Annotated in this window: 23 protein-coding genes, 2 tRNA genes and 1 pseudogene; 12 read left to right on the top strand and 14 right to left on the bottom strand. The window is 59.8% G+C overall.

Annotated features, from left to right (window positions below; translation table 11 throughout):
- Positions 1-149: 149 nt before the first annotated feature.
- Entirely contained in the window at positions 150-470 is a 321-nt protein-coding gene (locus CGA21_RS10695; RefSeq protein WP_188264179.1) for a hypothetical protein, read from the bottom strand.
- A gap of 167 nt (positions 471-637) precedes the next feature.
- Positions 638-2,056: a short-chain fatty acid transporter gene (locus CGA21_RS10690; protein ID WP_110751493.1), complete on the bottom strand. Its 1,419-nt coding sequence runs from the start codon at positions 2,054-2,056 to the stop codon at positions 638-640.
- A gap of 200 nt (positions 2,057-2,256) precedes the next feature.
- On the opposite strand from CGA21_RS10690, the gene CGA21_RS10685 reads away from it, so the two are divergent.
- From CGA21_RS10685 to ddlA, 4 genes and pseudogenes are all read left to right on the top strand, one after another.
- Positions 2,257-3,570 carry an MFS transporter gene (locus CGA21_RS10685; protein ID WP_188264178.1) on the top strand — a complete coding sequence of 438 codons (1,314 nt, stop codon included), beginning with the start codon at positions 2,257-2,259 and terminating at the stop codon, positions 3,568-3,570.
- 130 nt (positions 3,571-3,700) lie between these two features.
- A pseudogene (locus CGA21_RS30375) lies at positions 3,701-4,429 on the top strand (PAS domain-containing protein); the annotation flags it as partial.
- Positions 4,409-5,017 carry a methyl-accepting chemotaxis protein gene (locus CGA21_RS30370; RefSeq protein WP_411157069.1) on the top strand — a complete coding sequence of 203 codons (609 nt, stop codon included), beginning with the start codon at positions 4,409-4,411 and terminating at the stop codon, positions 5,015-5,017. The pseudogene CGA21_RS30375 and the gene CGA21_RS30370, both read left to right, overlap by 21 nt.
- An 87-nt stretch (positions 5,018-5,104) precedes the next feature.
- The gene (gene ddlA / locus CGA21_RS10675; RefSeq protein WP_188264177.1) at positions 5,105-6,199 is read left to right on the top strand and encodes a D-alanine--D-alanine ligase; all 1,095 of its coding nucleotides are present in this window, start codon (positions 5,105-5,107) and stop codon (positions 6,197-6,199) included.
- Positions 6,200-6,241: 42 nt separating this feature from the next.
- On the opposite strand, the gene CGA21_RS10670 is transcribed toward ddlA, so the two are convergent.
- From CGA21_RS10670 to ggt, 3 genes are all read right to left on the bottom strand, one after another.
- On the bottom strand, positions 6,242-6,613 hold the full coding sequence (locus CGA21_RS10670; protein WP_188264176.1) for a type II toxin-antitoxin system HigA family antitoxin: 372 nt from the start codon (positions 6,611-6,613) through the stop codon (positions 6,242-6,244).
- A 3-nt stretch (positions 6,614-6,616) separates the two neighbouring features.
- A complete protein-coding gene (locus CGA21_RS10665; protein ID WP_110751503.1) occupies positions 6,617-6,919 on the bottom strand; it encodes a type II toxin-antitoxin system HigB family toxin in 303 nt (100 codons plus the stop codon).
- A gap of 271 nt (positions 6,920-7,190) precedes the next feature.
- Positions 7,191-9,023 (bottom strand): gamma-glutamyltransferase, encoded by a 1,833-nt coding sequence (gene ggt, locus CGA21_RS10660; RefSeq protein WP_188264175.1) that lies wholly within the window; start codon positions 9,021-9,023, stop codon positions 7,191-7,193.
- 154 nt (positions 9,024-9,177) lie between these two features.
- Between ggt and CGA21_RS10655 the strand changes: the two genes are divergently transcribed.
- Positions 9,178-10,287 carry a DUF2817 domain-containing protein gene (locus CGA21_RS10655; RefSeq protein WP_188264174.1) on the top strand — a complete coding sequence of 370 codons (1,110 nt, stop codon included), beginning with the start codon at positions 9,178-9,180 and terminating at the stop codon, positions 10,285-10,287.
- A 103-nt stretch (positions 10,288-10,390) separates the two neighbouring features.
- Here the strand turns inward: CGA21_RS10655 and CGA21_RS10650 are convergent.
- Positions 10,391-10,467, bottom strand: a tRNA-Met gene (locus tag CGA21_RS10650).
- 242 nt (positions 10,468-10,709) lie between these two features.
- Here CGA21_RS10650 and CGA21_RS10645 point away from each other — a divergent pair.
- The gene (locus tag CGA21_RS10645) at positions 10,710-11,927 is read left to right on the top strand and encodes an MFS transporter (RefSeq protein ID WP_110751509.1); all 1,218 of its coding nucleotides are present in this window, start codon (positions 10,710-10,712) and stop codon (positions 11,925-11,927) included.
- Positions 11,928-12,027: 100 nt separating this feature from the next.
- Positions 12,028-14,229, top strand: coding sequence for an OsmC domain/YcaO domain-containing protein (locus tag CGA21_RS10640; RefSeq protein WP_188264173.1), 2,202 nt, complete (start codon positions 12,028-12,030; stop codon positions 14,227-14,229).
- Between the two features lie 63 nt (positions 14,230-14,292).
- Here CGA21_RS10640 and ychF read toward each other — a convergent pair whose 3' ends face one another.
- The 8 genes from ychF to CGA21_RS10600 all read right to left on the bottom strand — a co-directional run bounded on the left by ychF (position 14,293) and on the right by CGA21_RS10600 (position 21,209).
- Positions 14,293-15,393 (bottom strand): redox-regulated ATPase YchF, encoded by a 1,101-nt coding sequence (gene ychF / locus CGA21_RS10635; RefSeq protein ID WP_110751511.1) that lies wholly within the window; start codon positions 15,391-15,393, stop codon positions 14,293-14,295.
- Between the two features lie 22 nt (positions 15,394-15,415).
- Positions 15,416-16,000 (bottom strand): aminoacyl-tRNA hydrolase, encoded by a 585-nt coding sequence (gene pth, locus CGA21_RS10630; RefSeq protein ID WP_020799735.1) that lies wholly within the window; start codon positions 15,998-16,000, stop codon positions 15,416-15,418.
- Positions 16,001-16,169: 169 nt separating this feature from the next.
- A complete protein-coding gene (locus CGA21_RS10625) occupies positions 16,170-16,769 on the bottom strand; it encodes a 50S ribosomal protein L25/general stress protein Ctc (RefSeq protein WP_007981839.1) in 600 nt (199 codons plus the stop codon).
- Positions 16,770-16,911: 142 nt separating this feature from the next.
- Entirely contained in the window at positions 16,912-17,853 is a 942-nt protein-coding gene (locus tag CGA21_RS10620) for a ribose-phosphate pyrophosphokinase (RefSeq protein WP_003171603.1), read from the bottom strand.
- Positions 17,854-17,898: 45 nt separating this feature from the next.
- Positions 17,899-17,973: transfer RNA gene (locus CGA21_RS10615), tRNA-Gln, on the bottom strand.
- Positions 17,974-18,009: 36 nt separating this feature from the next.
- Positions 18,010-18,861: a 4-(cytidine 5'-diphospho)-2-C-methyl-D-erythritol kinase gene (gene ispE, locus CGA21_RS10610; RefSeq protein ID WP_188264172.1), complete on the bottom strand. Its 852-nt coding sequence runs from the start codon at positions 18,859-18,861 to the stop codon at positions 18,010-18,012.
- A gap of 1 nt (position 18,862) precedes the next feature.
- The gene (gene lolB, locus CGA21_RS10605; RefSeq protein WP_188264171.1) at positions 18,863-19,480 is read right to left on the bottom strand and encodes a lipoprotein insertase outer membrane protein LolB; all 618 of its coding nucleotides are present in this window, start codon (positions 19,478-19,480) and stop codon (positions 18,863-18,865) included.
- A 4-nt stretch (positions 19,481-19,484) separates the two neighbouring features.
- The gene (locus CGA21_RS10600; RefSeq protein ID WP_188264170.1) at positions 19,485-21,209 is read right to left on the bottom strand and encodes a tetratricopeptide repeat protein; all 1,725 of its coding nucleotides are present in this window, start codon (positions 21,207-21,209) and stop codon (positions 19,485-19,487) included.
- Positions 21,210-21,523: 314 nt separating this feature from the next.
- Here CGA21_RS10600 and hemA point away from each other — a divergent pair, with 314 nt between their 5' ends.
- From hemA to murI, 5 genes are read left to right on the top strand one after another with little or no spacing between them, the layout of a single operon-like run.
- Positions 21,524-22,813: a glutamyl-tRNA reductase gene (hemA, locus tag CGA21_RS10595; protein WP_188264169.1), complete on the top strand. Its 1,290-nt coding sequence runs from the start codon at positions 21,524-21,526 to the stop codon at positions 22,811-22,813.
- Entirely contained in the window at positions 22,810-23,892 is a 1,083-nt protein-coding gene (prfA, locus tag CGA21_RS10590) for a peptide chain release factor 1 (RefSeq protein ID WP_020799741.1), read from the top strand. Before hemA ends, prfA begins: the two co-directional genes overlap by 4 nt.
- Positions 23,893-24,723: a peptide chain release factor N(5)-glutamine methyltransferase gene (gene prmC / locus CGA21_RS10585; protein WP_083349750.1), complete on the top strand. Its 831-nt coding sequence runs from the start codon at positions 23,893-23,895 to the stop codon at positions 24,721-24,723.
- A complete protein-coding gene (locus tag CGA21_RS10580) occupies positions 24,717-25,472 on the top strand; it encodes a molybdopterin-synthase adenylyltransferase MoeB (RefSeq protein ID WP_188264168.1) in 756 nt (251 codons plus the stop codon). Before prmC ends, CGA21_RS10580 begins: the two co-directional genes overlap by 7 nt.
- Positions 25,465-26,256 carry a glutamate racemase gene (murI, locus tag CGA21_RS10575; protein WP_188264167.1) on the top strand — a complete coding sequence of 264 codons (792 nt, stop codon included), beginning with the start codon at positions 25,465-25,467 and terminating at the stop codon, positions 26,254-26,256. The genes CGA21_RS10580 and murI overlap by 8 nt, the downstream gene beginning before the upstream one ends.
- The last annotated feature ends 85 nt before the right edge of the window (positions 26,257-26,341 follow it).

Below are 26,341 nucleotides of genomic sequence, written 5' to 3'. Positions count from 1 at the left end.
CTCAGATCCTTTTCAGCGTGGTCGCGATACGAAGATGCACGTCATACTGGATCAACACAATGATGCAGAAAACCAGGCCTCAAGCACTTTTTTTTCGAAGCGTGCGATCCAGCCCGCGATCAGTGTTTGCGGGGAGTGAGGTCAGGCGATCACAACAGGCGTAGCGCCAATTGGCTGCCGGCACGCAAGTACTCGACCTGTGCGGTAACCGCATCCTTGACGATAGCCTCACCCGTATCGCTCAGCCTGGCTTTTTTGGCATCGAGGACGGCGCTTTGCAATAACTTCATGGCGACATCCATCGCCTTCTGAAAGGCCGTCACATTGTTGTGCTGGCCAAATTCGCGGACAACAGCGTCCATGCGGCGATCGGCATCGTCTCGCAGGGCCCTGTACTCAACCACCGAGACGTTACCGTCCTGGTAAATTTCATTGATCAACTCTTCCAGTGTCTTGGATATCGGCGTCATCGGATCTTCCTTGGGTTTTTGGTGATTGATACTCCGGGACAGGTTAATTCAAGGAGGCTGGTTGCGAGAGTCAGGGCTTGCCCTTGGATTGGGTGGGACAACGCTGCGCGTTTTGTAAGAAAAACGCGCAGTCTCAGGTCGCGCTGACCCTCGCTGTAGCCGCTTCCCTATGGCATCACCGGCGGCGTATACGCCAGCGTCGTCCCCAGTGCCCACAGCAGCACCAGCACCAGTGGTGTGTGCACCAGCAATTGCACGAACGAGAAGCCGATCAGGTCCCGCGCCTTCAATCCCAGCACGCCCAGCAGCGGTAGCATGTAGAACGGGTTGATCAGGTTGGGCAGCGCTTCGGCGGCGTTGTAGATCTGCACGGCCCAGCCCAGGTGGTAGTTCAAGTCGTTCGCCACTTGCATCACATACGGTGCTTCGATGATCCATTTACCGCCGCCGGACGGAATGAAGAAGCCGAGGATCGCCGAGTACACGCCCATCAGCAGGGCATAGGTGTCGTGGGAGGCAATGCTGACGAAGAAGGTCGAGATGTGGTGGGCGAGGGTCTGCGCGTCGGCGCCCTTGACCGTGGTCATCAGTGCGGCGATCGATCCGTACAGTGGGAACTGGATCAGCACGCCGGTGGTGGTCGGCACGGCGCGGGCCACCGCGTCGAGGAAGCTGCGTGGGCGCCAGTGCAGGAGGGCGCCGAGCATGATGAACAGGAAGTTGTAGGTATTGAGACCGGAAATCGCGCTGATCGCAGGTTTGGTGGAGAACTCATGGAACAGCCATCCAGCCGCCAGCAGCACCAACAGGATGGTCAGCAGCGGGCTGTGTTCCAGCCATTCGCCGGGACGGGAGCGTGGTTGCAGCGGTGGCAGATTGAAACTCGGGTCGACGCCACAGGCTTGGGCGTCTCGCGCCGTGTTCGGGCCGGGGGCCGTGGCATAGGCGATGATCAGCGAGATGACGATCAGGGCCAGCAACATGACGCCCGACTGCCAGAGAAAGATCGTTTGAGTGAACGGAATCACCCCGGTAATCGACAGGATCGATGGCGGCAGGCTGGCCGGGTTGGCCTGCAACTGCGCAGCAGACGAAGACAGGCCCAGGGCCCACACCGCGCCCAACCCCAGATACGCCGCCGCGCCTGCGGCGCGATAGTCCATCTTCAGGTCGGTACGGCGGGCAAGGGCGCGCACCAGCAAGCCGCCGAACACCAGTGACAAACCCCAGTTGAGCAGCGACGCGACCATGGAGATCAGGGCCACCCAGGCCACCGCGGAGCGCCCGTTTTTCGGCAACTTCGCCAGGCGATCGATCAGCTTCACCGCCGGTGGCGAGCTGGCGACCACATAGCCGCCGATCACCACGAACGCCATTTGCATGGTGAACGGGATCAGGCTCCAGAAGCCGTCGCCAAAGGCCATGGCCGCGTCAGTCGGCTTGGCGCCCATGGCCATGGTGGCCACGGCGACAATGATCACCGCCAGGGCGGCAAATACCCAGGAGTCGGGGAACCAGCGTTCGGCAAAGCTTGAACAGCGCAGGGCAAAGCGAGCGGAGCGGGTATCTTCGATATCAGCGGCCACGGGACTACCTCGAATTTTTATGTTTGTTGTGGTCTTCGGGGCAGCATAGGCCCCTCTGGACAGACACCAACCTTAATTCAAGCGAGTGTTTTTTGCGGCGCTGTTTTAGGCCTATGGGACTTTGGTCTAACGGGTTGTCCGCCGGCGCGTTTGCGTAGACCATGGGCGCCTTGGTTTTTGCCTGTGCCAGAGTTCTTTTCATGACTGCCAATATAGATCCACGTCCGCTGCCATTCAGCCGCTCGGACTACAAGACCCTGGGGCTCGCGGCTCTCGGCGGCGCGCTGGAAATCTACGACTTCATCATCTTCGTATTTTTTGCCCTGACCTTGAGCCAGCTGTTTTTTCCGCCCGAAATGCCTGAGTGGCTGCGGCTGCTGCAAAGCTTTGGCATCTTCGTCACCGGGTACCTGGCGCGGCCGCTGGGTGGGATCCTGATGGCGCATTTCGCCGACAGCCTGGGCCGCAAGAAGGTGTTCAGCCTGAGCATCCTGATGATGGCGCTGCCGTGCCTGCTGATCGGGATCATGCCGACCTACGCGCAGATCGGCTATTTCGCGCCACTGCTGCTGTTGGCCCTGCGCGTCCTGCAGGGCGCGGCGGTGGGTGGCGAGGTGCCGAGCGCCTGGGTATTCGTAGCGGAACACGCGCCAGTCGGCCATCGCGGCTACGCCCTGGGCTTCCTGCAGGCGGGGCTGACCTTTGGTTATTTGCTTGGCGCCCTGACGGCAACCTTCCTGGCGCAGGCTTTTACTCCAGCTGAAATCCTCGATCACGCCTGGCGTTATCCCTTCCTGCTGGGCGGGGTGTTTGGCGTGATTGGCGTCTGGTTGCGGCGCTGGCTCAGCGAAACGCCGGTGTTCATGGCCATGCAAGCCCGGCGCGAGGCAGTCATCGAGTTGCCGTTGCGGGCAGTCCTGCGTGAACATCGCCTGGCCCTGCTGCCAGCGATGATTCTCACCTGCGTGCTGACATCGGCGGTGGTGGTGTTCGTGGTCATCACCCCGACCATGATGCAGAAAACCTTCGGCATGACCGCCGGTCACACCTTCGCCCTGAGCGCATTGGGCATCGTGTTCCTGAACATTGGCTGCGTGCTCGCCGGTCTGCTGGTCGATCGCATCGGCGCATGGCGCACCGTCATGCTTTATAGCCTGCTGCTGCCACTGGGCATCGGCGTGCTCTACACCTGCCTGATCAGCGGTGGTAACTGGGTCGGCCTGGCCTACGCGGTGGCTGGACTGAGTTGCGGAGTAGTGGGCGCGGTGCCATCGGTGATGGTCAGCCTGTTCCCGGCGCGGATTCGCGTCTCGGGTATTTCCTTCACCTACAACATCGCCTACGCCGCCTGGGCGAGCATCACGCCCTTGCTGTTGATCGGCCTGATGCCATGGAGCCCCTGGATCTGCGTGATTTTTTGCGCGGTGATGGGGGCGGTGGGCGTGGGCAGCGCGGCGTATTTCGGCACGCGGATGCCGAGAATCGCCAGTTGCCCGACCCCTGGCACGGCGTGAAAGACAGGGAAAATTGGCGCGATGTCATTATATTTGTAGGACAATCCTCAAGCCCTCTTCAGAAAACGCCCGCAATGCCGATGGCTAGGCTGTAAGTCGCTTCCTATCCCAGCCCATCGGTGCGTCCCCCATGTTCAATAAACGCTTGAAGCAGGAGCTGTCGGCTCTTCGCGAAGAACTCTCCAGCCTTCAGCAAGTCAAGGAAAGCCTGGAAAGCGAGATGCTCGTGCTGAATCTCGACATTGATGGGCGGGTGCAGTCAGTCAATCAGAACTTCCTCGGCGAGATGCACTACAAGAGCAACGAGTTGATCGGCCGGCACATCGAAGAGATGGTTCCGGATCATGTGAAGAACGACGAATTCCAGCTGCGTTTCAAGACCGCACTGAGCCGTGGCGAGCACTTTGCCGGTGCCGTGCGTCTGTTACGTGGCACGGGCCAGGAAGCCTGGTTGCGTTCAATCGTGCAGCCCGTGCGCACGGCAGACGGGCGGATCAAGCATTTTTCGATTTTCTCCAGCGACCTGACCCGCACCATCGAGGCCTCCCGTGAGCATGAAAACCTGATCGGTGCGTTGGTGCGCTCGACAGCGGTGATCGAGTTCGACCTCAATGGCAATGTGCTGACCGCCAACGAGCGCTTTCTCAGTGGCATGGGTTACAGCCTGGCGCAGATCAAGGGCAAACATCACCGTACTTTTTGCTTTCCCGAGGACTACAACAGCGCCGAATACCAAGCGTTCTGGCGCCGTCTGAACGCCGGAGAGTTCGTGGCCGAACGTTTCAAACGCGTCGACAGCCACGGCCGTACAGTCTGGCTGGAGGCCTCCTACAACCCGGTGACCGATGCCAACAACAAACTCTACAAAGTGGTGAAATTCGCCACGGTGATCACCGATCAGGTCAACCAGGAGCAAGCGGTGGCCGAAGCGGCCAACATTGCCTACGGCACCTCGCAGCAAACCGACCAAAGCGCCCAGCGCGGCAATACCGTGGTGACGCAGGCGGTGGATGTGATGCGTGACCTGGCCAGGCACATGCAAACCGCAGTCGATGGCATCGAAGCCTTGAATGAGCAATCACTGGTAATTGGCACCATCGTCAAGACCATCAGCGGTATTGCCGAACAAACCAACCTGCTGGCGCTCAACGCGGCCATCGAAGCGGCCCGTGCCGGTGAGCAGGGACGAGGTTTTGCCGTGGTGGCGGACGAGGTTCGGCAACTGGCTTCTCGCACCAGCCAGGCCACTGACGAGATTGTCCTCGTGGTGCGGCAAAACCAGGACATGGCGCGCAACGCCGTGGCCCTGATGGCCGACGGCAAGCTCCAGGCGGAACAGGGCCTGGCGCTGGCGGCGGAAGCGGGCACGGTGATCGTCGAGATCCAGGACGGGGCGCAGAAAGTGGTCAATGCAGTGGGGCAGTTCGCCAATCAGTTGGCGAGTTGACCTCCAGCGAGCCGCTGGACGGCAAGACCTGGCAGTCGTAACGTGGCGGCTACCCAGGTTGCAAGCCATCCACAATGAGGTCAGGCAATGAGTAAACTGCGTGTGGGCGTTATTTTCGGGGGCCGCTCGACCGAGCACGAGGTGTCGCTGCAGTCGGCGAAAAACATTGTCGATGCACTGGATCGCTCGCGCTTCGAGCCGGTGCTGATCGGCATCGACAAGCAAGGCCACTGGCACCTCAACGACCCCTCGAACTTCCTGCTGAACCAGGAAAACCCGGCCCTGATCGCACTCAATCAATCCAATCGAGAATTGGCCGTGGTTCCGGGCAAGGCCCACCAACAATTGGTGGAAACCGCCGGTGCCGATCTGTTGGGTCATGTCGACGTGATCTTCCCGATCGTCCACGGCACGCTTGGCGAAGACGGTTGCCTGCAGGGTTTGCTGCGCATGGCCGACTTGCCGTTTGTCGGTTCCGATGTGCTGGGTTCGGCGGTCTGCATGGACAAGGACATCAACAAGCGCCTGTTGCGTGATGCCGGCCTGGCCGTCACGCCGTTCGTTACCCTGACCCGCGCCAGCGCCGCGCGCACAGGCTTTGCCGAAGTCAGTGGCAAGCTCGGCCTGCCGCTGTTCGTCAAACCGGCCAACCAGGGTTCTTCCGTCGGCGTGAGCAAGGTGAGCGACGAAGCCGAATATGCGGCGGCGGTCGAGCTGGCTTTGAGCTTCGATGAAAAAGTGCTGATCGAGTCGGCGGTCAAGGGCCGAGAGATCGAATGCGCGGTACTGGGCAACGAAGACGCCATCGCCAGCGGCTGTGGCGAGATCGTGGTGCACAGTGGCTTCTATTCCTACGACAGCAAGTACATCGACGACAAAGCTGCTGAAGTGGTGGTGCCAGCCAATATCAGCGTCGAGTCCAGCGAACGCATTCGCGCGATGGCGGTCGAGGCGTTTCAGGTGTTGGGCTGCTCCGGGCTGGCGCGGGTCGATGTATTTTTGACTGACAGTGGCGAAGTCCTGATCAACGAGATCAATTCGCTGCCGGGGTTCACCCGCATCAGCATGTACCCGAAACTGTGGCAGGCCGCGGGGATGACCTACAGTGAACTGGTCACGCGGCTGATCGAATTGGCACTGGAAAAACACCAGGCTCGACGGGCGCTGAAAATCAGTCGTTAAGCGAGTATGCCGGTTTGATTTCTAACATTGGCGGCCATCTGATCAAGCCTGTTTCGTCGGCTTGATCAGGCTCTGAGCTGGTATGCCAAAGAGTTCGTGAAGTTTCCAAATCATAGGCAGCGTTAGTGCGCGTTTACCATTGAGTACTTCGTAGACTCGATTTGTTCGACCAATGGCTGGTGCAAGATCAGAAGCCGATAGGCCGGATTGCTCCATTCGAAATTTTATCGCGTCGATCGGGTTGGGCAGGTTTACTGGAAACTGTTTCGCTTCATAAGCTTCGATAAGCGTGATCATTATCTCGAAGTAGTCGCCTTCAGGGGTGCCGGGCTCTGGCTCGTTGTCGAACAGCGCTGACACCTTTTTGAGGGCTTCACGGTAATCCTCGTCGGTGCGAATTGGACGAATGTTCATGAGTTACTCCATCTCGACGGTGTCAGCGTCGATTGCGTCGTATTGTTTGTGAGTGCCAACAAAATTTATGTACACGGCACCGAAGCGATAAGTCACCGCAACGACCAGTCGAAACTCGTTGCCCTTGATGTTAAACACGACCCGACGGCTCCTGAGAATGCTGGCGGTGACAAAGTGTGTCTTTATGTCCGCGGGCGTTTTCCAGTCCGAGTTCCTAGCCTCATCAATCCAGGCCAGGAAGGATTGCTCCGAGTCGGGGTATTTCTTCCAGAACCTCTTTAGTTGACTGATGGCGATGATTCTCATGGCATGATCTAGTCCCGTGGTGGGACTTGCGCAAGTCTGGGGGAAGTGTTGTCGACGTACGGAATGATCTGATATTGATGCCCGGACGCTTCCGACATCGGTGTGAGCGACCTGCAAGTGACGGGCTATTTTGATTTCGCCCGTAGTGAACTCTACTGGCATAGCCAACTTTTGCGGGTAGGAAGGGGCTGGGTTTGGAGGCGATCAGGAGCTGCAATCAATAACTAAGAGCCTACCTTCCGGTAGGCCCTTTCCCACGCCTTTGTACGACTCAATCCCCCAACGCTTCCCCCTCCCGCCGAGGATCGGCCCCACCGACCAGCGACGCCTGCCCCTGTGCATCCTTGACCCGGACAATCGCCTGGGTGCCGCTGGTCATGTCGATTTCGTTGACGCTGTGGCCCTTGTCCTTGAGGGCCTGGATCAACGTCGCGCTAAATTGACCGTTCTCCAGTTCGGTCGGGCCATTTCGGCTGCCGAAGTTGGGCAGGTTGATAGCCGCTTGCGCATCGAGCTGCCAATCGAGCAGGCCGACGGTGGTTTTGGCCACGTATTCGATGATTTGCGAGCCGCCGGGTGAGCCGAGGCTGGCGACGAATTCGCCGCTCTGGCGATCGAAGATCAGCGTAGGGGCCATGGACGAGCGCGGACGCTTGCCGGGCTCGACGCGGTTGGCGACTTTCTGGCCGTTCTCCTCGGGAATGAACGAGAAGTCGGTCATCTCGTTGTTGAGCAGGAAGCCCTGGACCATCACATGTGAGCCGAAAGCGGATTCGATGGTGGTGGTCATCGACACCGCGCCGCCCTGGTCATCGACCGCCACCACTTGCGAGGTGGAGATGCGCAGGGGCGAGCGGTCTGGCGCGTAGGCGACCTGGATGCCCGGCGGCGTGCCGGGTTTGGCCGTGCCCATGCTGTGCTCGCCGACCAGCGCCGCCCGGCTGGCCAGGTAAGCCGGATCAATCAAACCCTTGACGGGCACTGGCACAAAGTCGGAGTCGGCCACGTATTGCGCGCGATCGGCATAAGCCAGGCGCTCGGCTTCGCTGATCAGGTGCACGGCCTCGGCGGTCGGTTCGAAACCGGCGGCGGTGCTGGTTTTGAGCGGTTGCATCGGCGCCAGGGCCCAGCGCTTGTCGCGTGACTCCAGGGCTTGCAGCGTGCCGAGGATCTGCGCCATGGCGATCCCGCCCGACGAGGGGGGCGGCATGCCACAGACCTGCCAGCGCTTGTAGTCGGTGCACAAGGGCGCGCGTTCCTTGGCGCTGTAGTTGGCCAGGTCGCCCAGCGACAGACTGCCCGGGTTGGAGTGACTCTGGACCTTGGTCACGATCTCTTGCGCAATGGGCCCTCTGTATAAGGCATCCGGCCCTTCCTTGGCGATGCGTTGCAACGCAGCCGCCAAGGGCGGGTTCTTCAACAGGGTGCCGCTGGCTTTCGGGCTGCCATCGGCATTCAGGAAATAGGCCGTCATCTCTGCAGAGTTCCTGATGGACGAATCCGCGGCAATCAACCGATGCAGGCGAGGCGAGATGACAAAGCCGTGTTCCGCCAGATGAATGGCAGGTTCGAACAACTGCGCCCATGGCAGGCGACCGTGTTTGCGATGGGCCAGCTCAAGCGCTCGCAACACCCCGGGCGTACCCACGGAGCGCCCGCCGATCTGTGCCTGGGTGAAGGGCATCGGTTGGCCGTCGGCCTGCAGGAACAGCTTCTCGGTGGCGCTGGCCGGGGCGGTTTCGCGCCCGTCGTACGTGCGTACGGATTGACCATCCCAGAGCACGATCAACGCGCCACCACCGATGCCCGAGGACTGCGGTTCGACCAGCGTCAAAACCGCCTGCATGGCAATGGCGGCATCGATGGCCGAGCCACCGCGACGCAGCATCTCGCGTCCGGCTTCGGCAGCCAATGGGTTGGCGGCTGCGGCCATGTGGCGTGAAGCGTGTCGGGTCTGCAGGTCGGTGCGATAACCGGATGCGCTTTCCGGTGCCGTGGGCAGCGTCGGGGCGGACGCGTTGTGGCAGGCGCCAAGGGTCAGCGCGGTGATCATCAGCGCGAGGGCTGGCAGGCGCGCGCGACTCGAATGGGAGGCTGGGAACATGGGGGCACTCCGTCCGTGGGATAAATATACCGGGGACTGTATCGGTGACTTCGCAGTGACGCAAACCAGGTCCCGTGGACGCTCTTCATCAATCGACGGATTTTCTGTAGGGTCATTGCCAGCGATCACCCCACAAGACCCACAAGAGGCAGCCATGCAGAGCGAGTTCCCATCCCAGCCCAGCTACCGTTCCCAGCGCGAACAATTCCTGGCGGCGGCAACCGCGGCCGGTGCGACGCTGAGCGAGTATCCCCATCCTCTCAAGGGGCCATCCGGCGAGGCCTTGGGCACCGATGTGGCGGTGCTCGGCGATCCTGGCGCCAAACGCCTGCTGATCGCGCTGAGTGGTACTCACGGGGTCGAGGGCTTCTATGGCTCGGGTTGCCAGATCAAGTGGCTGCAGGAACTCGGTAAGCGCTCATTGCCGACGGATGTCGCCGTGGTGATGATTCATGCGATCAATCCCTGGGGCATGGCGTGGCTGCGTCGGGTCAATGAAGACAACATCGACCTGAACCGCAATCACCTGGACTTCGATCGTGCGCTGCCGGACAACCAGGCTTATGACGCGCTGCATGAAATTTATGCCTGCACGCAGTTGCGCGGGCCTGAGCGAGATCGGGCCGATGCCTTGCTGGATGAGCAAATCCGCCTGCACGGATGGCCCGCGGTCATGTCGATTGTCGAAGGTGGCCAGCATGCGCACCCGGACGGATTGTTCTACGGCGGGGTGGCCCCCAGTTGGTCGAACCGTACATTGCGGCAGATCATGCAAAAGCACGTGGCCCATGCGGACGTCGCCCTGTGTTTCGACTTGCACACCGGTGCCGGGGAGTATGGGCATCCGATGTTGTTGACGATCACCGAAGCGGCTTATCCGGCGCTGGCCGATGCCCAGGCAATTTACGGTCCGTGGCTCTACACGTTGCACACCGGCGCCGACACCCTGAGCGAAACCGGTGTTGCAGCCACTGCGACCGGCTACACCTCGCAGGCGTTGCTCAATACGCTGCCACAGGTGCGGTTGATGCCGTTCGTGATCGAGTGCGGGACTTATCCGGGGCCGGACGTCCATCGACATCTGCGCGATGACCACTGGTTGCATCTGCACGGTAATGTCCACGATGCGGTGGGGCGAGAGATCAAGTTGAATCTGCTTGAACAGTTCTATCCGGCCGATAGCGATTGGCAGGCCATGGTCTGGCTGCGTACCTGGCAGATCTGGGAGCGGGCGTTGTCGGCGCTACCGGCGATTCGTTGCTGATGATGGTGGTGTAGGAGCGAGCATGCTCGCTCCTACAAGGGAGCAGCCATTTTCTTGAGGCATAAAAAAACGGCTTACCTTTCGGTAAGCCGTTTTTAGCACTTGGTGGCTACACAGGGACTTGAACCCCGGACCCCAGCATTATGAATGCTATGCTCTAACCAACTGAGCTATGTAGCCAAGATGGCGCGCATTATTCACCGGTAATGCAGATGCGTCAAGCGTATATTTAAAATATTTCTCTACACTTTCAACCGCTTATCTTCCTGAGCCGAAAAAACGGGCCGTAGGAGGGCGTGGATCGAGTGGAAATCTGCCGAATAGCGAGGTCGTTAGCAGGCTAAGGGGATGGCGCTGGCGCAACGAAAAATGGCACATTGGTGCACCTGCCCGTGTGCACCCCTCTGTTTTTCGGAAATTTCATGGCTATCAGCAACGTTCAGCCCGCCACTGCGGCGGCGTCCGCGCCTTCACAAAGCAGCCCCCTGGTCATGCGCATCATCGGCGCGGTGGCGCTGGCGCACCTGATCAACGACCTGATCCAATCGGTGCTGCCGTCGATCTACCCGATGCTCAAGGCCAACTATGGCCTGACGTTCACCCAGGTCGGCCTGATCACCCTGACTTTCCAGCTGACCGCTTCGCTGCTGCAACCCTGGGTCGGCTACCACACTGACCGCCATCCAAAGCCCTGGCTATTGCCGGCCGGTACGGTCTGCACCTTGATCGGCATCGTGATGATGTCGGTGGTCGGCAGCTTCCCGCTGATTCTGCTGGCGGCGGGCTTGATCGGCATTGGCTCCTCGACCTTTCACCCGGAAGCTTCTCGCGTGGCGCGGCTGGCCTCGGGGGGGCGGTTTGGCCTGGCACAATCGACCTTCCAGGTCGGGGGCAACGCGGGCTCGGCGTTCGGTCCGTTGCTGGCGGCGGCGATCATCATCCCTTACGGCCAAGGGAATGTGGCCTGGTTCGGCTTGTTCGCGGTGTTTGCACTGTTCGTGCTGTACCGGATCAGTCGCTGGTACGCCAACCACTTGAACCTGTTCAAGCTCAAGCAGGGCCAGGCAGCGACCCACGGCCTGTCCAGGGGGCGGGTGACCAGCGCGCTGGTGGTGCTCGGGCTGCTGGTGTTCTCCAAGTACTTCTACATGTCCAGCCTCACCAGTTATTTCACCTTCTACCTGATAGAGAAGTTCGACCTGTCGGTGGCCAGTTCGCAGCTGCACCTGTTCCTGTTTCTCGGTGCGGTGGCCGCGGGGACCTTCTTCGGCGGGCCCATCGGCGACAAAATCGGGCGCAAGGCCGTGATCTGGTTCTCGATCCTGGGCGTTGCGCCGTTCACATTGCTGCTGCCGCATGTGGACCTGTTCTGGACCACTGTCCTGAGTGTGGTCATCGGCTTCATCCTCGCCTCAGCCTTCTCGGCCATCGTGGTGTACGCCCAGGAACTGGTGCCAGGCAATGTCGGGATGATTGCCGGGGTGTTTTTCGGCCTGATGTTTGGCTTCGGTGGGATTGGCGCGGCACTGCTGGGCCACCTGGCGGACATACACGGCATCGAATACGTGTACTTCCTGTGTTCGTTCCTGCCGTTGTTGGGCGTATTGGCGATTTTCCTGCCACGCACCAAAAAGGCCTGATCACCTGCCACTAAGCCGTTAGCGCGAGCTTGCACAAGACTTCCGGCTGAAAAGCCGGATAATGGCGGCCATTCGTTTGCTCGCTATTGTGGTATCCCGCATGGAAATCAAGGTCAATTTTCTCGACAACCTTCGACTTGAAGCCAAGTTCGATGACTTCACCGTGGTGGCCGACCAGCCTATCCGCTATAAGGGCGATGGCTCGGCACCGGGTCCGTTCGACTACTTCCTGGCTTCGTCGGCGTTGTGTGCGGCTTACTTTGTGAAGTTGTACTGCGACACTCGCAATATCCCTACCGAAAACATCCGACTGTCGCAGAACAACATCGTCGACCCGGAAAACCGCTACAACCAGATTTTCAAGATTCAGGTCGAGTTGCCGGCAGATATCTCCGACAAAGACCGTCAGGGCATCTTGCGCTCCATCGACCGCTGCACCGTGAAAAAGGTGGTGCAGGCCGGGCCTGAGTTCGTGATTGAAGAGGTGGAGAACCTGGATGCCGATGCCCAGGCGTTGCTGATGCCTGCTGCCATTTCAGGTTCAGGGGCGGGCACCTACATCGTGGGCAAGGACCTGCCGCTGGAACAGACCATCGCCAACATGTCCGGCATTCTGGCCGACCTGGGCATGAAGATCGAAATCGCTTCGTGGCGCAATATCGTGCCCAATGTATGGTCGCTGCATATCCGCGATGCGCACTCGCCTATGTGCTTTACCAATGGCAAGGGCGCGACCAAAGAGGGCGCGTTGGCGTCGGCCTTGGGCGAGTTCATCGAGCGGCTGAACTGTAACTTCTTCTACAACGATCAGTTCTGGGGAGAGGACATCGCCAATGCGGCGTTTGTGCACTACCCGAACGAACGCTGGTTCCAGCCTGGCCCTAAAGATGAACTGCCGCCGGAGATTCTCGACGCGTACTGCCTGCGGGTTTACAACCGCGATGGCGAGTTGCGTGGCTCGCACCTGATCGACACCAATTCGGGCAACGAAGAGCGCGGCATCTGTTCGCTGCCGTATGTACGCCAGTCAGACGGCGAGGTGGTGTATTTCCCCTCCAACCTGATCGAAAACCTGTACCTGAGCAATGGCATGAGCGCCGGTAATACGCTGGCCGAAGCGCAGGTGCAGTGCTTGTCGGAAATCTTCGAGCGCGCGGTCAAGCGCGAAATCATCGAAGGTGAATTCGCCCTGCCGGATGTGCCGGCCGATGTGCTGGCGAAGTACCCCGCGATACTGGCCGGTATCCAGGCGCTGGAAGAGCAGGGGTTCCCTGTGTTGGTGAAGGATGCGTCCCTGGGGGGTGAGTTCCCGGTGATGTGCGTCACCTTGATGAACCCGCGTACCGGTGGTGTATTCGCCTCGTTCGGCGCACACCCGAGCCTGGAAGTGGCGCTGGAGCGCAGCCTGACGGAGTTGTTGCAGGGCCGCAGCTTCGAAGGCCTCAATGACTTGCCTCTGCCGACCTTTGAAGGTCATGCGGTGACCGAGCCGAACAACTTCGTCGAGCACTTTATCGATTCGAGCGGCGTGGTGTCGTGGCGCTTCTTCAGTGCCCAGTCCGATTACGAATTCGTGGAGTGGGACTTCTCGGGCCAGGGTGAAAACTCCAATGCCGAGGAAGCCGCGACCTTGTTCGGCATTCTCGAAGGCATGGGCAAAGAAGTGTACATGGCGGTGTATGAGCACATCGGCGCGACGGCCTGCCGCATCCTGGTGCCGGACTACTCGGAAATTTATCCGGTTGACGATCTGATCTGGGATAACACCAACAAGGCGCTGTTTTTCCGCGAGGACATCCTCAATCTGCACAGCCTGGACAAGGCCGGCTTGAAGGCACTGCTCAAGCGTCTGGAAGACAGCGAGCTGGATGACTACACCGACATCACCACCTTGATCGGCATCGAATTCGACGACAATACCGTTTGGGGTCAGTTGACGATCCTGGAGTTGAAGTTGTTGCTCAATCTCGTCTTGCAGAAATTTGAAGAGGCCAAGGAGCTGGTGGAAATGTTCCTCCAGTACAACGACAACACGGTCGAGCGCGGCTTGTTCTACCAGGCCGTGAACGTGGTGCTGGAGATGGAACTGGACGAGGACCTGGAGCTGGCCGACTACGAGGCCAACTTCCGTCGGATGTTCGGCAATGAGCGCATGGATGCCGCGATCGGCTCCGTGAACGGCAGCGTGCGCTTCTTCGGCTTGACGCCTACCAGCATGAAGCTGGAGGGCCTCGATAGGCATCTGCGACTGATCGAGAGCTACAAGAAACTGCACGCGGCGCGCGCAAAGGTGACGGGTTAACCCGTTTAAAGCGCCCACAAAAAAAGCACCCCAGGGTGCTTTTTTTGTTAATGGCTGCGAACGTCAGACGTTGAAGCGGAAGTGCATCACGTCGCCGTCCTTGACGATGTAGTCCTTGCCTTCCAGGCGCCATTTGCCCGCTTCCTTGGTGCCGGCTTCACCCTTGTACTGGATGAAGTCGTTGTAGGCGATCACTTCGGCGCGGATGAAGCCCTTTTCGAAGTCGGTGTGGATCACGCCTGCAGCTTGTGGTGCGGTGGCACCGACGCGCACGGTCCAGGCGCGAACTTCTTCGACACCGGCGGTGAAGTAAGTCTGCAGGTGCAGCATTTCGTAGCCGGCGCGGATCACGCGGTTCAGGCCAGGTTCTTCGAGGCCCAGGGCTTCGAGGAACATGTCTTTTTCTTCGCCGTCATCGAGCTCGGCGATTTCCGCTTCGATCTTGTTGCACACCGGAACAACCATGGCGCCTTCTTCTTCGGCGATGGCCTTGACCACGTCCAGGTGCGGGTTGTTCTCGAAACCGTCTTCAGCGACGTTGGCGATGTACATGACCGGCTTGGTGGTCAGCAGGTGGAAGCCCTTGATCACCGCTTTTTCGTCGGCGCCCATGTTCTTCATCAGGCTGCGCGCAGGCTTGCCTTCGGTGAAGTGAGCGATCAGTTGCTCCAGCAGGCCTTTCTGGACCACTGCGTCCTTGTCGCCGCCCTTGGCGTTGCGTGCGACTTTCTGCAGTTGCTTCTCGCAGCTGTCGAGGTCGGCGAAGATCAATTCCAGGTCGATGATTTCGATGTCGCGTTTCGGATCGACGCTGTTGGAAACGTGAATCACGTTCTCGTCTTCGAAGCAGCGGACCACGTGGGCGATGGCATCGGTTTCACGGATGTTGGCCAAAAACTTGTTGCCCAGGCCTTCACCTTTCGACGCGCCGGCCACCAGGCCCGCGATGTCGACGAATTCCATGGTGGTCGGCAGGATGCGCTTCGGATTGACGATTTCCGCCAGCGCCTGCAGGCGCGGATCCGGCATCGGCACGATACCGCTGTTGGGCTCGATGGTGCAGAAGGGGAAGTTCTCGGCCGCGATCCCGGATTTGGTCAGGGCGTTGAACAGGGTGGACTTGCCGACGTTAGGCAGGCCGACGATGCCGCAATTGAATCCCATGGTGTTTCCCCTCGGGTAAAAGTCAGGCCTTCTGGCTGTGCAGGTTTTTCATCGCGCGGTTCCATTCACCGGCGAGGATATCCGGCAGCACGCCGAGGGCAAAGTCGATGCTGGCATCGAGTTTTTCCTGTTCGGCGCGTGGCGCACGACCCAGGACGAAATTTGAAACCATGCTGGCGACGCCCGGGTGACCGATGCCAAGCCGCAGGCGGTGGAAAGTGTTCTGATTGCCCAGTTGCGCAATGATGTCGCGCAAACCGTTATGACCGCCATGGCCGCCGCCCACTTTGAGTTTGGCAACGCCCGGAGGCAGATCGAGTTCGTCGTGTGCCACGAGGATTTCTTCAGGCTTGATGCGGAAGAAACCTGCAAGGGCCGCCACGGCCTGGCCGCTACGGTTCATGTACGTGGTGGGAATCAGCAGACGAACATCCTGACCCTGATGCGAAAAGCGCCCGGTCAGGCCGAAATATTTGCGGTCCGCCACAAGGTTCACACCTTGTGCGTTCGCGATGCGCTCAACAAAAAGGGCCCCTGCGTTATGCCGGGTCTGTTCGTATTCAGCGCCTGGATTTCCCAAGCCAACGATCAGTTTAATGGCAGTCACGATAGGGGCCCTTCATTGGAGTGGTGGATAACATCGCCGCAATCAGGGAGTGCGGCGAAAGTGGACGAAAAATGCTCATTTACCATGATGTAAACTCCGCGTTCTCGCCCGCTTTCTCGCTACGCTCTAGTCCGCGATGTTTCCGGTCACTCCGGCAGTGCAGAGTAAATTACTCTGCAGCGCCTTCTGCAGCTTCTGGAGCAACACGTGGAGCGTGGACGTTGGCAACAGCCTTGTCATCGCCGTGTGCCAGAGCAACAAACTCAACGCCTTTAGGGGCTTTGAGGTCGGACAGGTGAATGATCGAACCGATTTCAGCGTCAGCCAGGTCGACTTCGATGAACTCAGGCAGATCTTTCGGCAGGCAGGAAACTTCGATCTCGGCAACAACGTGCGAGATTTCGCCGCCTTTCTTGGTCGGTGCTTCTTCGTTGATGAAGTGCACTGGAACGATAGCGGTCAGCTTCTGGCCGGCAACTACGCGTACGAAGTCAGCGTGCATCACGTGGCCTTTGGCCGGGTGACGTTGCAGAGCCTTGATTACGACGTTTTGCTTGGTGCCACCAACGTTCAGCTCGATGATGTGGCTGTAAGCCGCTTCGTTTTCGAGCAGTTTGGCAACTTCTTTGGCCAGCATGCTGATGGATTCAGGGGCTTTGTCGCCACCGTAAACTACAGCTGGAACCAGGCTTGCGAGACGACGCAGGCGGCGGCTCGCACCTTTCCCCAGGTCGGAACGCACTTCAGCATTCAGAGTAAAATCGTTCATGTTGTATCTCCAAAATAACCACACTCGCCCCAGCGTTTGCGACCAGCGCTAAAGGCGATATGGGCAAAAAAGCCCCGCCCCGACAGGAATGCCGGGGCGGGGCGCTTTTCGTCAACGAGACATTTCGAGAAGGGCAGGGCCCTTAGCGGAACATCGCGCTGATCGATTCTTCATTGCTGATGCGGCGGACCGCCTCGGCAACTACCGGTGCGATATCCAGTTGGCGGATACGCGCACAGGCTTGTGCTGCAGCGGACAGCGGGATGGTGTTAGTCACCACCAGCTCGTCCAGCACGGAATTTTCGATGTTTTCGATCGCCCGACCGGACAACACAGGGTGTGTGCAGTAGGCGAAAACCTTGGCAGCGCCATGCTCTTTCAAGGCCTTGGCCGCGTGGCACAGGGTGCCGGCGGTATCGACCATGTCATCGACCAGAATACAGGTACGCCCTTCGACATCACCGATGATATGCATCACTTCAGAGTGATTGGCTTTCTCACGGCGTTTGTCGATGATCCCGAGATCCACGCCCAGCGACTTGGCAACGGCACGTGCACGCACGACGCCACCAATGTCCGGGGACACGATCATCAGGTTTTCGAAGCGCTGATCTTCAATGTCATCCACCAGAACCGGGGAGCCGTAGATGTTATCTACCGGAATATCGAAGAAACCCTGGATTTGGTCAGCATGCAGATCAACCGTGAGAACACGGTCGATGCCGACTACGGTAAGCATGTCAGCCACGACTTTCGCGCTGATAGCCACACGTGCGGAACGCGGACGGCGATCCTGACGGGCATAACCAAAGTAAGGAATAACAGCAGTGATACGAGTAGCCGAGGAGCGGCGGAAGGCATCAGCCATCACTACCAGTTCCATCAAGTTATCGTTGGTCGGAGCGCAAGTCGGCTGAATAATGAAGACGTCTTTACCGCGGACGTTTTCATTGATCTCGGCTGTAATTTCGCCGTCGGAGAATTTACCGACAGAGATGTCACCGAGAGGGATATGCAGCTGACGTACGACACGCCGAGCCAGATCGGGGTTAGCATTCCCCGTAAAGACCATCATCTTGGACACGCGCAGTACCTAGAGGCTGAGGGTAACCTGGATGAGTATAGAAAATGGCAGGGGCGGCTGGATTCGAACCAACGCATGGCAGGATCAAAACCTGCTGCCTTACCGCTTGGCGACGCCCCTGTATCTGTTGCAACGATTACCCAGTAATCGGTTCCTTTAGAGCAGACTTTGCAGCTTGCGATGCAACATCGAGATGTTGCTTCCTTTTGCTACAAACCCTGTAAGGGTCTCTGTAAGAAGGGCCGAGACTTTATCAGCTTCAGCTTTGCTTGGGAAACCCCCAAACACACAACTTCCAGTTCCGGTGAGTTTTGCTTCGGTAAAATTACCTAACAAATTCAATGCGTTACGTACCTCTGGATAACGCCTTGCTACCACCGGCAAGCAGTCATTTCGACTGTTTCCCTTGGGAACGGGGCGCACTTTAATGGGAGGAGTGTTACGTGTCAACAACGGATCTGAAAAAATTTCTGCCGTACTTACAGAGACTTGCGGCACCAGCACGAGATACCAAAGTTCTTCCGGGTCGACAGGGGTCAGTTTCTCGCCCACGCCCTCGGCGAAAGCCGCATGGCCGCGCACGAAAACCGGGACATCGGCGCCCAGCGTCAAGCCCAGCGCGGCCAGCCGATCCTCGTCCCAACCCAGTTGCCAGAGGTGATTGAGGCCGAGCAGGGTGGTGGCGGCATTCGAACTGCCGCCGCCGATGCCGCCGCCCATGGGCAGGACTTTATCGATCCAGATATCAATACCGAGCGAGCAGCCGGATTGCGCCTGAAGTTTTTTCGCGGCCTTGACGATCAAGTTACTGTCGTGGGGGACGCCTTCGAACTCGGTGTGCAGGCAAATGACACCGTCGTCGCGCACGGCAAAGGTGATTTCGTCGCCGTAGTCGAGAAATTGAAAGAGCGTCTGCAGCTCGTGGTAGCCGTCTTCACGGCGACCCAGAATGTGCAGCATCAAATTGAGTTTGGCCGGGGACGGCAGGGTCAGGCGATTGGCTGGCATGTCATTGCCCCAATTTGCGAGGTTGCCAGGCCTTGATCACCAGTGTGACATCCAGGTCGGTGCCGTGCAGTTTGATCCGCTCGGGCAACCAGTAACCATTCTGCTCGGTATAGGCCGTGTACTCGACCTGCCAGCCGTCCTGTTCGAGGCTGGCCAGACGGCTGTCGCCATCGAGCGTCAAGCGGCTTTTGCTGTCCGGTGCCGGGAGCCCGCGGACCCACCAGGCCAGGTTGGAAACCGGCAGTTTCCAGCCCAGCTGTTCTTCAAGCAGGGCATCCGGGGACGGCGCTTCGTAGCGTCCCTGGTTGGCGACCTCCAGGGACACCTTGCCCGGACGCCCGGTCAGGCGCGCTGCACCGCGACCCAATGGGCCCGAGAGGCGAATGTCGTAGTATTCCTGGCGTTGCAGCCAGAACAGTGTGCCGCTGCCGGAATCTTTGGGCGCGCGGATGCCGATCTTGCCGTCGATCTGCCAGCCATCAAGACTCGCAAGTTGCAGTTTGTGCTCGCGCCATTGCGCCGGGTTGCCGTGGCCCTCAACGGATTCGCGGGCAGTGAAACCCGCACAGCCGGCGAGCAGGGCGATGAAGCTGAAAACGATGAAGTGGCGCAAAAACATAATCTTAAAGAGTCTCTGATCCGGTCAGGCGCTTGATGGTGCTGCGCAGGGTAGGGCTGTCGGGCTGATCCTTGAGGAATTTGCCCCAGATTTGCCGAGCTTCGCGTTGCTTGCCGTTGGCCCACAGGACTTCGCCGAGGTGGGCGGCGACTTCCTGGTCGGGGAAGCGCTCCAGGGCCTGACGCAGCAGGCGCTCGGCTTCGTCGAGATTGCCCATGCGGTAGTTCACCCAGCCAAGGCTGTCGAGAACCGCCGGGTCTTCCGGAGTGATCCGGTGCGCTTGTTCGATCAGCGCCTTGGCTTCGGCGTACCGCGTCGTGCGGTCAGACAGGGTATAGCCGAGGGCGTTCAATGCCATGGCATTGTCTGGATCGCGCTTGATGATCAGGCGCAGGTCTTTTTCCATTTGTGCCAGGTCATTGCGTTTTTCCGCCTGCATGGCGCGGGTATAGAGCAGATTCAGGTCGTCCGGGTATTTTTGCAGGGCTTGTTCCAGGACTTTCCAGGCCTTGTCCCCCTGTTTGTTGGCGGACAGGGTTTCGGCTTCGATCAGGTACAACTGGATCGCATAGTCCGGTTGCTCATCGCGCTCTGCCGCCAGCTTGCGCTGGGCTTCGGCAGTCTTGCCGTTATTCATCAGAATGTCGGCCTGACGCAGTTGTGCAGGCAAATAGTCGTTACCCGGGCCGACCTGGCCGTACTCGATCAGCGCGCCTTGAGGATCGTTACGTTCTTCAGCAATGCGCCCAAGGTTCAGGTGCGCCGAGTCGACATGGCTGTCACGGGCGATCAGGTCTTCCAGATAGCCCTTGGCCTCGTCCCAGGCCTTGGCCTCCAGGCAGACGAGCGCCAGTGAATAACGCAGATCGTCGTCTTCGGGGTATTGCTGCACCAGGCTTGAGAACTCGGCCTTGGCATCATCCATGCGGTTCTGTTCAACCAGCATGCGCGCGTAAGTCAGGCGCAGGCGCTTGTCATCCGGATACTTCTTGATGCTTTTTTGCAGCAGGGGCAAGGCTTCGTCGCCGCGATCTAGCGATTGCAGCAAGCGTGCGCGCAGCAGGATCGGGGCGATTTCGCCGTCGTCCGGCGGATTGTCTTCCAGTAGCGTCAGCGCGCCTTTGGTGTCGCCGTCCTGTTGCAGCAGCAAGGCCTTGCCGAAAATCAGCTGGCCGTTGTTCGGGTGGCGCTGTAACAAACGGTCAAAACTTTTCATCAGGCCATTGCGCGTGTCCTGGTCGGTATCGGCCGCGGACAGCGCGAGGAAGTCGAAATGGGTATCGCCCTTGCCCAGCAGCACTTTCTCCATATAGACCATGGAGTCGTCATAGCGCCCGGCGCGCGCCAACTGCACGGCGGCGGCTCGCTGGGCCTCAAGGTCGTCCGGCGCGTTTTTGGCCCAGATCAGTGCGGTGTCCAGGGCGGCCTGGTCGGCGCCCAGGTACTCGGCAATGCGGAATGCCCGCTCGGAGATGCCCGGATCCTGGGTATTGATGGCCTGGGTCACGTAGTTGTCCAGGGCGATGTCGAAACGATTGCGCTGGCCAGCCAGCTCCGCACTCAGCAGGCTGAAGACGGTGTCTTCGCTGAATGAACTGTAGACCTTGGGCTTTTCAGGGGCCGGGGTGGAGTCTTCGACCGGCGACGGGTCATCCGTCGACACGGGAGCCAAGGCCTGGCAGCCGCTGAGAAAGACAAGGGCGAGGAGCAACGCGGAAGATCTATTCATATAGGAAGAGGACGACTAACCTGCGGTCGGATCATCATGACACAAGCCTTCGGTCAAACATAACCGGCCCCGGCAATTTACCGTCGCACCCCATGCCCGGCCCCACCCTGTAGGAGCTGCCGCAGGCTGCGATCTTTTGATTTTGCTTTTTCAAGATCAAAAGATCGCAGCCTGCGGCAGCTCCTACAAAGGCTGAAACGAGAATGGATCGCAGGTCGGGATACCGCCTACCAGGCCAATAGATATCGAGTAGTTGTTCTGAATCTGACGAAGTAGGACAATTGCCGGCTTCACGTCACCACCAGCGACTTTGAATGGCCTTCCTTGCACTCGGTATTAACCACAAGACTGCTTCAGTAGACGTCCGCGAGCGCGTGGCCTTTACCCCTGAGCAGCTGGTCGAGGCCTTGCAGCAGCTCTGCCGACTCACCGACAGCCGCGAAGCTGCGATCCTCTCCACCTGCAATCGCAGTGAACTCTATATAGAACAGGATCACCTGTCGGCGGATACCGTGCTGCGCTGGCTGGCCGAATATCATCATTTGAGCCTCGACGAGCTGCGCGCAAGCGCTTATGTGCACGAGGACGATGCGGCAGTTCGTCACATGATGCGAGTCGCCTCCGGGCTTGATTCGCTGGTGTTGGGCGAACCGCAGATCCTCGGCCAGATGAAGTCGGCCTACGCGGTGGCTCGCGAGGCCGGCACTGTCGGGCCTTTGCTCGGGCGCTTGTTCCAGGCGACGTTCAATGCGGCCAAGCAAGTGCGCACCGACACCGCCATCGGCGAGAACCCGGTGTCCGTGGCGTTTGCCGCGGTCAGCCTGGCCAAACAGATTTTCAGTGACCTGCAACGTAGCCAGGCCTTGCTGATCGGCGCCGGCGAGACCATCACACTGGTCGCCCGCCATCTGCACGACCTGGGCGTGAAGCGTATCGTGGTGGCCAACCGCACGCTGGAGCGCGCGAACATTCTGGCCGAGCAGTTTGGCGCCCATGCGGTGCTGCTATCGGACATTCCAGCGGAGTTGGTGCGCAGCGACATTGTCATCAGTTCCACGGCGAGTCAGTTGCCGATACTTGGCAAGGGCGCTGTTGAAAGCGCCCTGAAGCTGCGCAAGCACAAACCGATCTTCATGGTCGATATTGCCGTTCCACGGGATATCGAGCCAGAAGTCGGCGAGCTGGACGACGTATACCTCTACAGCGTCGACGATCTCCACGAAGTGGTCGCCGAGAACCTCAAGAGTCGCCAGGGTGCAGCCCAGGCGGCCGAAGAGATGGTCTCGGTGGGCGCCGAAGACTTCATGGTGCGCCTGCGTGAGTTGGCGGCGGTGGACGTGCTCAAGGCCTATCGTCAACAGAGCGAACGCTTGCGCGACGAAGAATTGCAAAAGGCCCAGCGCCTGCTGGCCAATGGCAGCAGCCCCGAGGAGGTGCTGGTGCAACTGGCGCGCGGCCTGACCAATAAACTCTTGCACGCACCGAGCGTGCAGTTGAAAAAGCTCTCTGCCGAAGGTCGCCTCGATGCGCTGGCGATGGCCCAGGAACTCTTTGCCCTCGGTGAGGGCTCATCGGATAGCTTTTCGGATAAGAAACCGCAATGAAAGCGTCACTGCTCAATAAGCTGGACATCCTCCAGGACCGTTTCGAGGAATTGACCGCCTTGCTTGGCGATGGCGAGGTCATTTCCGATCAAAACAAGTTCCGCGCCTATTCCAAGGAATACGCGGAAGTCGAGCCGATCGTCGAAACCTACAAACAGTTGCTCAAGGTGCAGGGCGACCTCGAAGGCGCCCAGGCGTTGCTCAAGGATAGTGACCCGGACATGCGCGAGATGGCCGTGGAAGAAGTCCGCGAAGCCAAGGAGCGCCTGGTCGAGCTCGAAGCCAATCTGCAACGCATGTTGCTGCCCAAGGACCCGAATGACGGGCGCAACGTATTCCTCGAAATCCGCGCCGGCACCGGCGGTGACGAGGCGGCGATTTTCTCTGGCGACTTGTTCCGCATGTACTCGCGTTATGCCGAGCGTCGCGGCTGGCGGGTGGAGATCCTCTCGGAAAACGAGGGTGAACACGGCGGCTATAAGGAAGTGATTGCGCGAGTCGAAGGCGACAACGTCTATGGCAAGCTGAAGTTCGAGTCCGGCGCCCACCGCGTGCAACGGGTGCCGGCGACCGAGTCCCAGGGACGCATCCACACGTCGGCCTGCACCGTGGCGGTGTTGCCTGAGCCGGACGAGCAGGAAGCGATCGAGATCAACCCGGCAGACCTGCGCATCGATACCTACCGCTCCTCCGGTGCGGGCGGTCAGCACGTGAACAAGACCGATTCGGCGATCCGCATCACGCACTTGCCGTCCGGTATTGTCGTGGAGTGCCAGGAAGAGCGTTCGCAGCACAAGAACCGTGCGCGGGCGATGTCCTGGCTGTCGGCCAAGCTCAATGACCAGCAAACCAGTGCCGCCGCCAATGCCATCGCCAGTGAGCGCAAGCTGTTGGTGGGCTCGGGCGATCGCTCCGAACGTATCCGCACCTACAACTTTGCCCAGGGCCGGGTGACCGACCACCGGGTGAACCTGACGCTGTATTCGCTCGACGAAATCCTCGCCGGGGGCGTCGATGCCGTGATCGAGCCGTTGCTGGCCGAATACCAGGCCGATCAACTGGCCGCGATAGGTGAGTAAATGACGATCATTGCCAGTTTGTTGCGCGCAGCCGATCTGCCCGACTCGCCCACGGCGCGCCTGGATGCCGAATTGTTGCTGGCGGCCGCGCTGGGCAAGTCCCGCAGCTTCCTGCACACCTGGCCGGAACGCATCGTGCCGAGCGAAGCGGCATTGACCTTCGCCGAGTATCTGCAGCGCCGCCGCAGCGGTGAACCGGTGGCGTACATTCTTGGCCAGCAAGGTTTCTGGAAGCTCGACCTGGAAGTGGCGCCGCACACGCTGATCCCGCGGCCAGACACCGAGTTGCTGGTGGAGGCCGCGTTGGAGCTGTTGCCGGCCACCCCCGCCAACGTACTCGACCTGGGCACTGGCAGTGGCGCGATTGCCTTGGCCCTGGCCAGCGAGCGTCCGGCCTGGAGCGTGACTGCCGTGGATCGCGTGCTGGAAGCCGTAGCCCTGGCCGAACGCAACCGCCAACGCCTGCATCTGAATAACGCCAAGGTACTGAGCAGCCATTGGTTCAGCGCCCTGGAAGGTCAACGTTTTCAACTGATCATCAGTAACCCGCCCTACATTGCAGCCACCGACCCGCACCTGGTCGAGGGCGATGTGCGTTTTGAACCGGCCAGCGCCCTGGTGGCCGGTGTCGACGGGCTTGACGATCTGCGTCTGATCGTCGCCCAGGCGCCAGACCATCTCGACACGGGCGGCTGGCTGATGCTCGAGCATGGTTACGATCAGGCCGAGGCCGTCCGCGATTTGCTGTTGACCCGCGGGTTTGAGCAAGTTCACAGCCGCACCGATCTGGGCGGTCACCAACGCATCAGTCTGGGGCGCCTGCCGTGCTGAATGATCAGGAGTTGCTGCGTTACAGTCGGCAGATTCTGCTGCAACACATCGATATCGACGGCCAGTTGCGGCTCAAGGACAGCCGAGTATTGATCGTCGGCCTCGGAGGCCTTGGTGCGCCGGTAGCGCTGTATCTCGCCGCCGCAGGGGTTGGCGAATTGCATCTGGCGGACTTCGACACGGTCGACCTGACCAACCTGCAGCGCCAGATCATTCACGACACCGACAGCGTCGGCATGGGCAAAGTCGATTCGGCAATCAAGCGCCTGACGGCGATCAACCCCGAAATCCGCTTGATCGCTCATCGTGCAGCGCTCGATGCAGATTCCCTGGCCGCTACTGTAGCCGCCGTAGACCTGGTCCTCGATTGCTCCGACAATTTCTCCACCCGTGAAGCGGTCAACGCGGCTTGCGTGAGCGCCAGCAAGCCGTTGGTCAGTGGCGCGGCGATTCGCCTTGAAGGGCAGTTGTCGGTGTTCGATCCGCGTCGAGCAGAAAGCCCGTGCTACCACTGTTTGTATGGGCACGGCAGCGAAGCCGAATTGACCTGCAGTGAGGCCGGGGTGGTCGGGCCGTTGGTGGGATTGGTCGGCAGCCTGCAAGCGCTTGAAGCGCTGAAGTTGCTGGCCGGATTCGGCGAGCCGTTGGTGGGGCGCCTGTTGTTGATCGACGCCTTGGGTTCGCGCTTTCGCGAGTTGCGAGTCAAGCGAGATCCGGGTTGCAGCGTCTGTGGGCCCAAGCATGCGTGAAGCGCCGATTGGCGTATTCGACTCCGGTGTCGGCGGGCTTTCGGTGCTAGCCGAGATCCAGCGTTTGTTGCCTGACGAATCCCTGTTGTATGTCGCCGATTGCGGGAACATTCCCTACGGCGAGAAAACCCCGGAATTCATCCGCCAGCGTTGCAGTGTGATGGCCGAGTTTTTTCAACGCCAGGGCGCCAAGGCCCTTGTCCTGGCCTGCAACACCGCCACTGTCGCCGGTGTTGCCGACTTGCGCCGCGATTTCCCGCAATGGCCCATCGTCGGCATGGAGCCCGCCGTCAAGCCGGCCGCTGCCGCTACCCGCAGTGGCGTGGTCGGCGTGCTGGCCACGACGGGAACCTTGCAGAGCGCCAAGTTCGCCGCATTGCTCGACCGCTTCGCCACCGACGTTCGAGTGATCACCCAACCTTGCCCCGGGTTGGTCGAGTTAATCGAAAAAGGCGACCTGCACAGTCCCGTCCTGCGCCAGTTGCTGGAGCGTTACGTCCAGCCGCTGCTTGCCGAGGGCGCCGACACGATCATCCTGGGCTGCACCCATTACCCTTTCCTCAAGCCCTTGCTCAAACAGATGATCCCCGACGACATCAGCCTGATCGATACAGGTGCGGCGGTTGCGCGTCAGCTTCAGCGATTGCTCGCCGAGCGCGAATTACTGGCCGCCGGGCCTGCTCGTGCTGCGCAATTCTGGACGAGCGCCGACCCTGTTCATTTCACAAATATATTGCCGATACTGTGGAATAACGCTGGTGTTGTGCGAAGCTTTGAAGGGTAAGCAATTGTGGGCAGGGGAAGAATCTGGGCTGAACTTCTGAATAACCGTCGACTTCTATAGCAGTGAACGTAGAGCAATAAAAAAC

This window comes from Pseudomonas sp. PSB11 (assembly GCF_014596605.1).
Lineage (GTDB): Bacteria > Pseudomonadota > Gammaproteobacteria > Pseudomonadales > Pseudomonadaceae > Aquipseudomonas > Aquipseudomonas umsongensis.
Note: the sequence above shows the minus strand (reverse complement) of the source record. Positions and strands in the feature narration are given on the sequence as shown.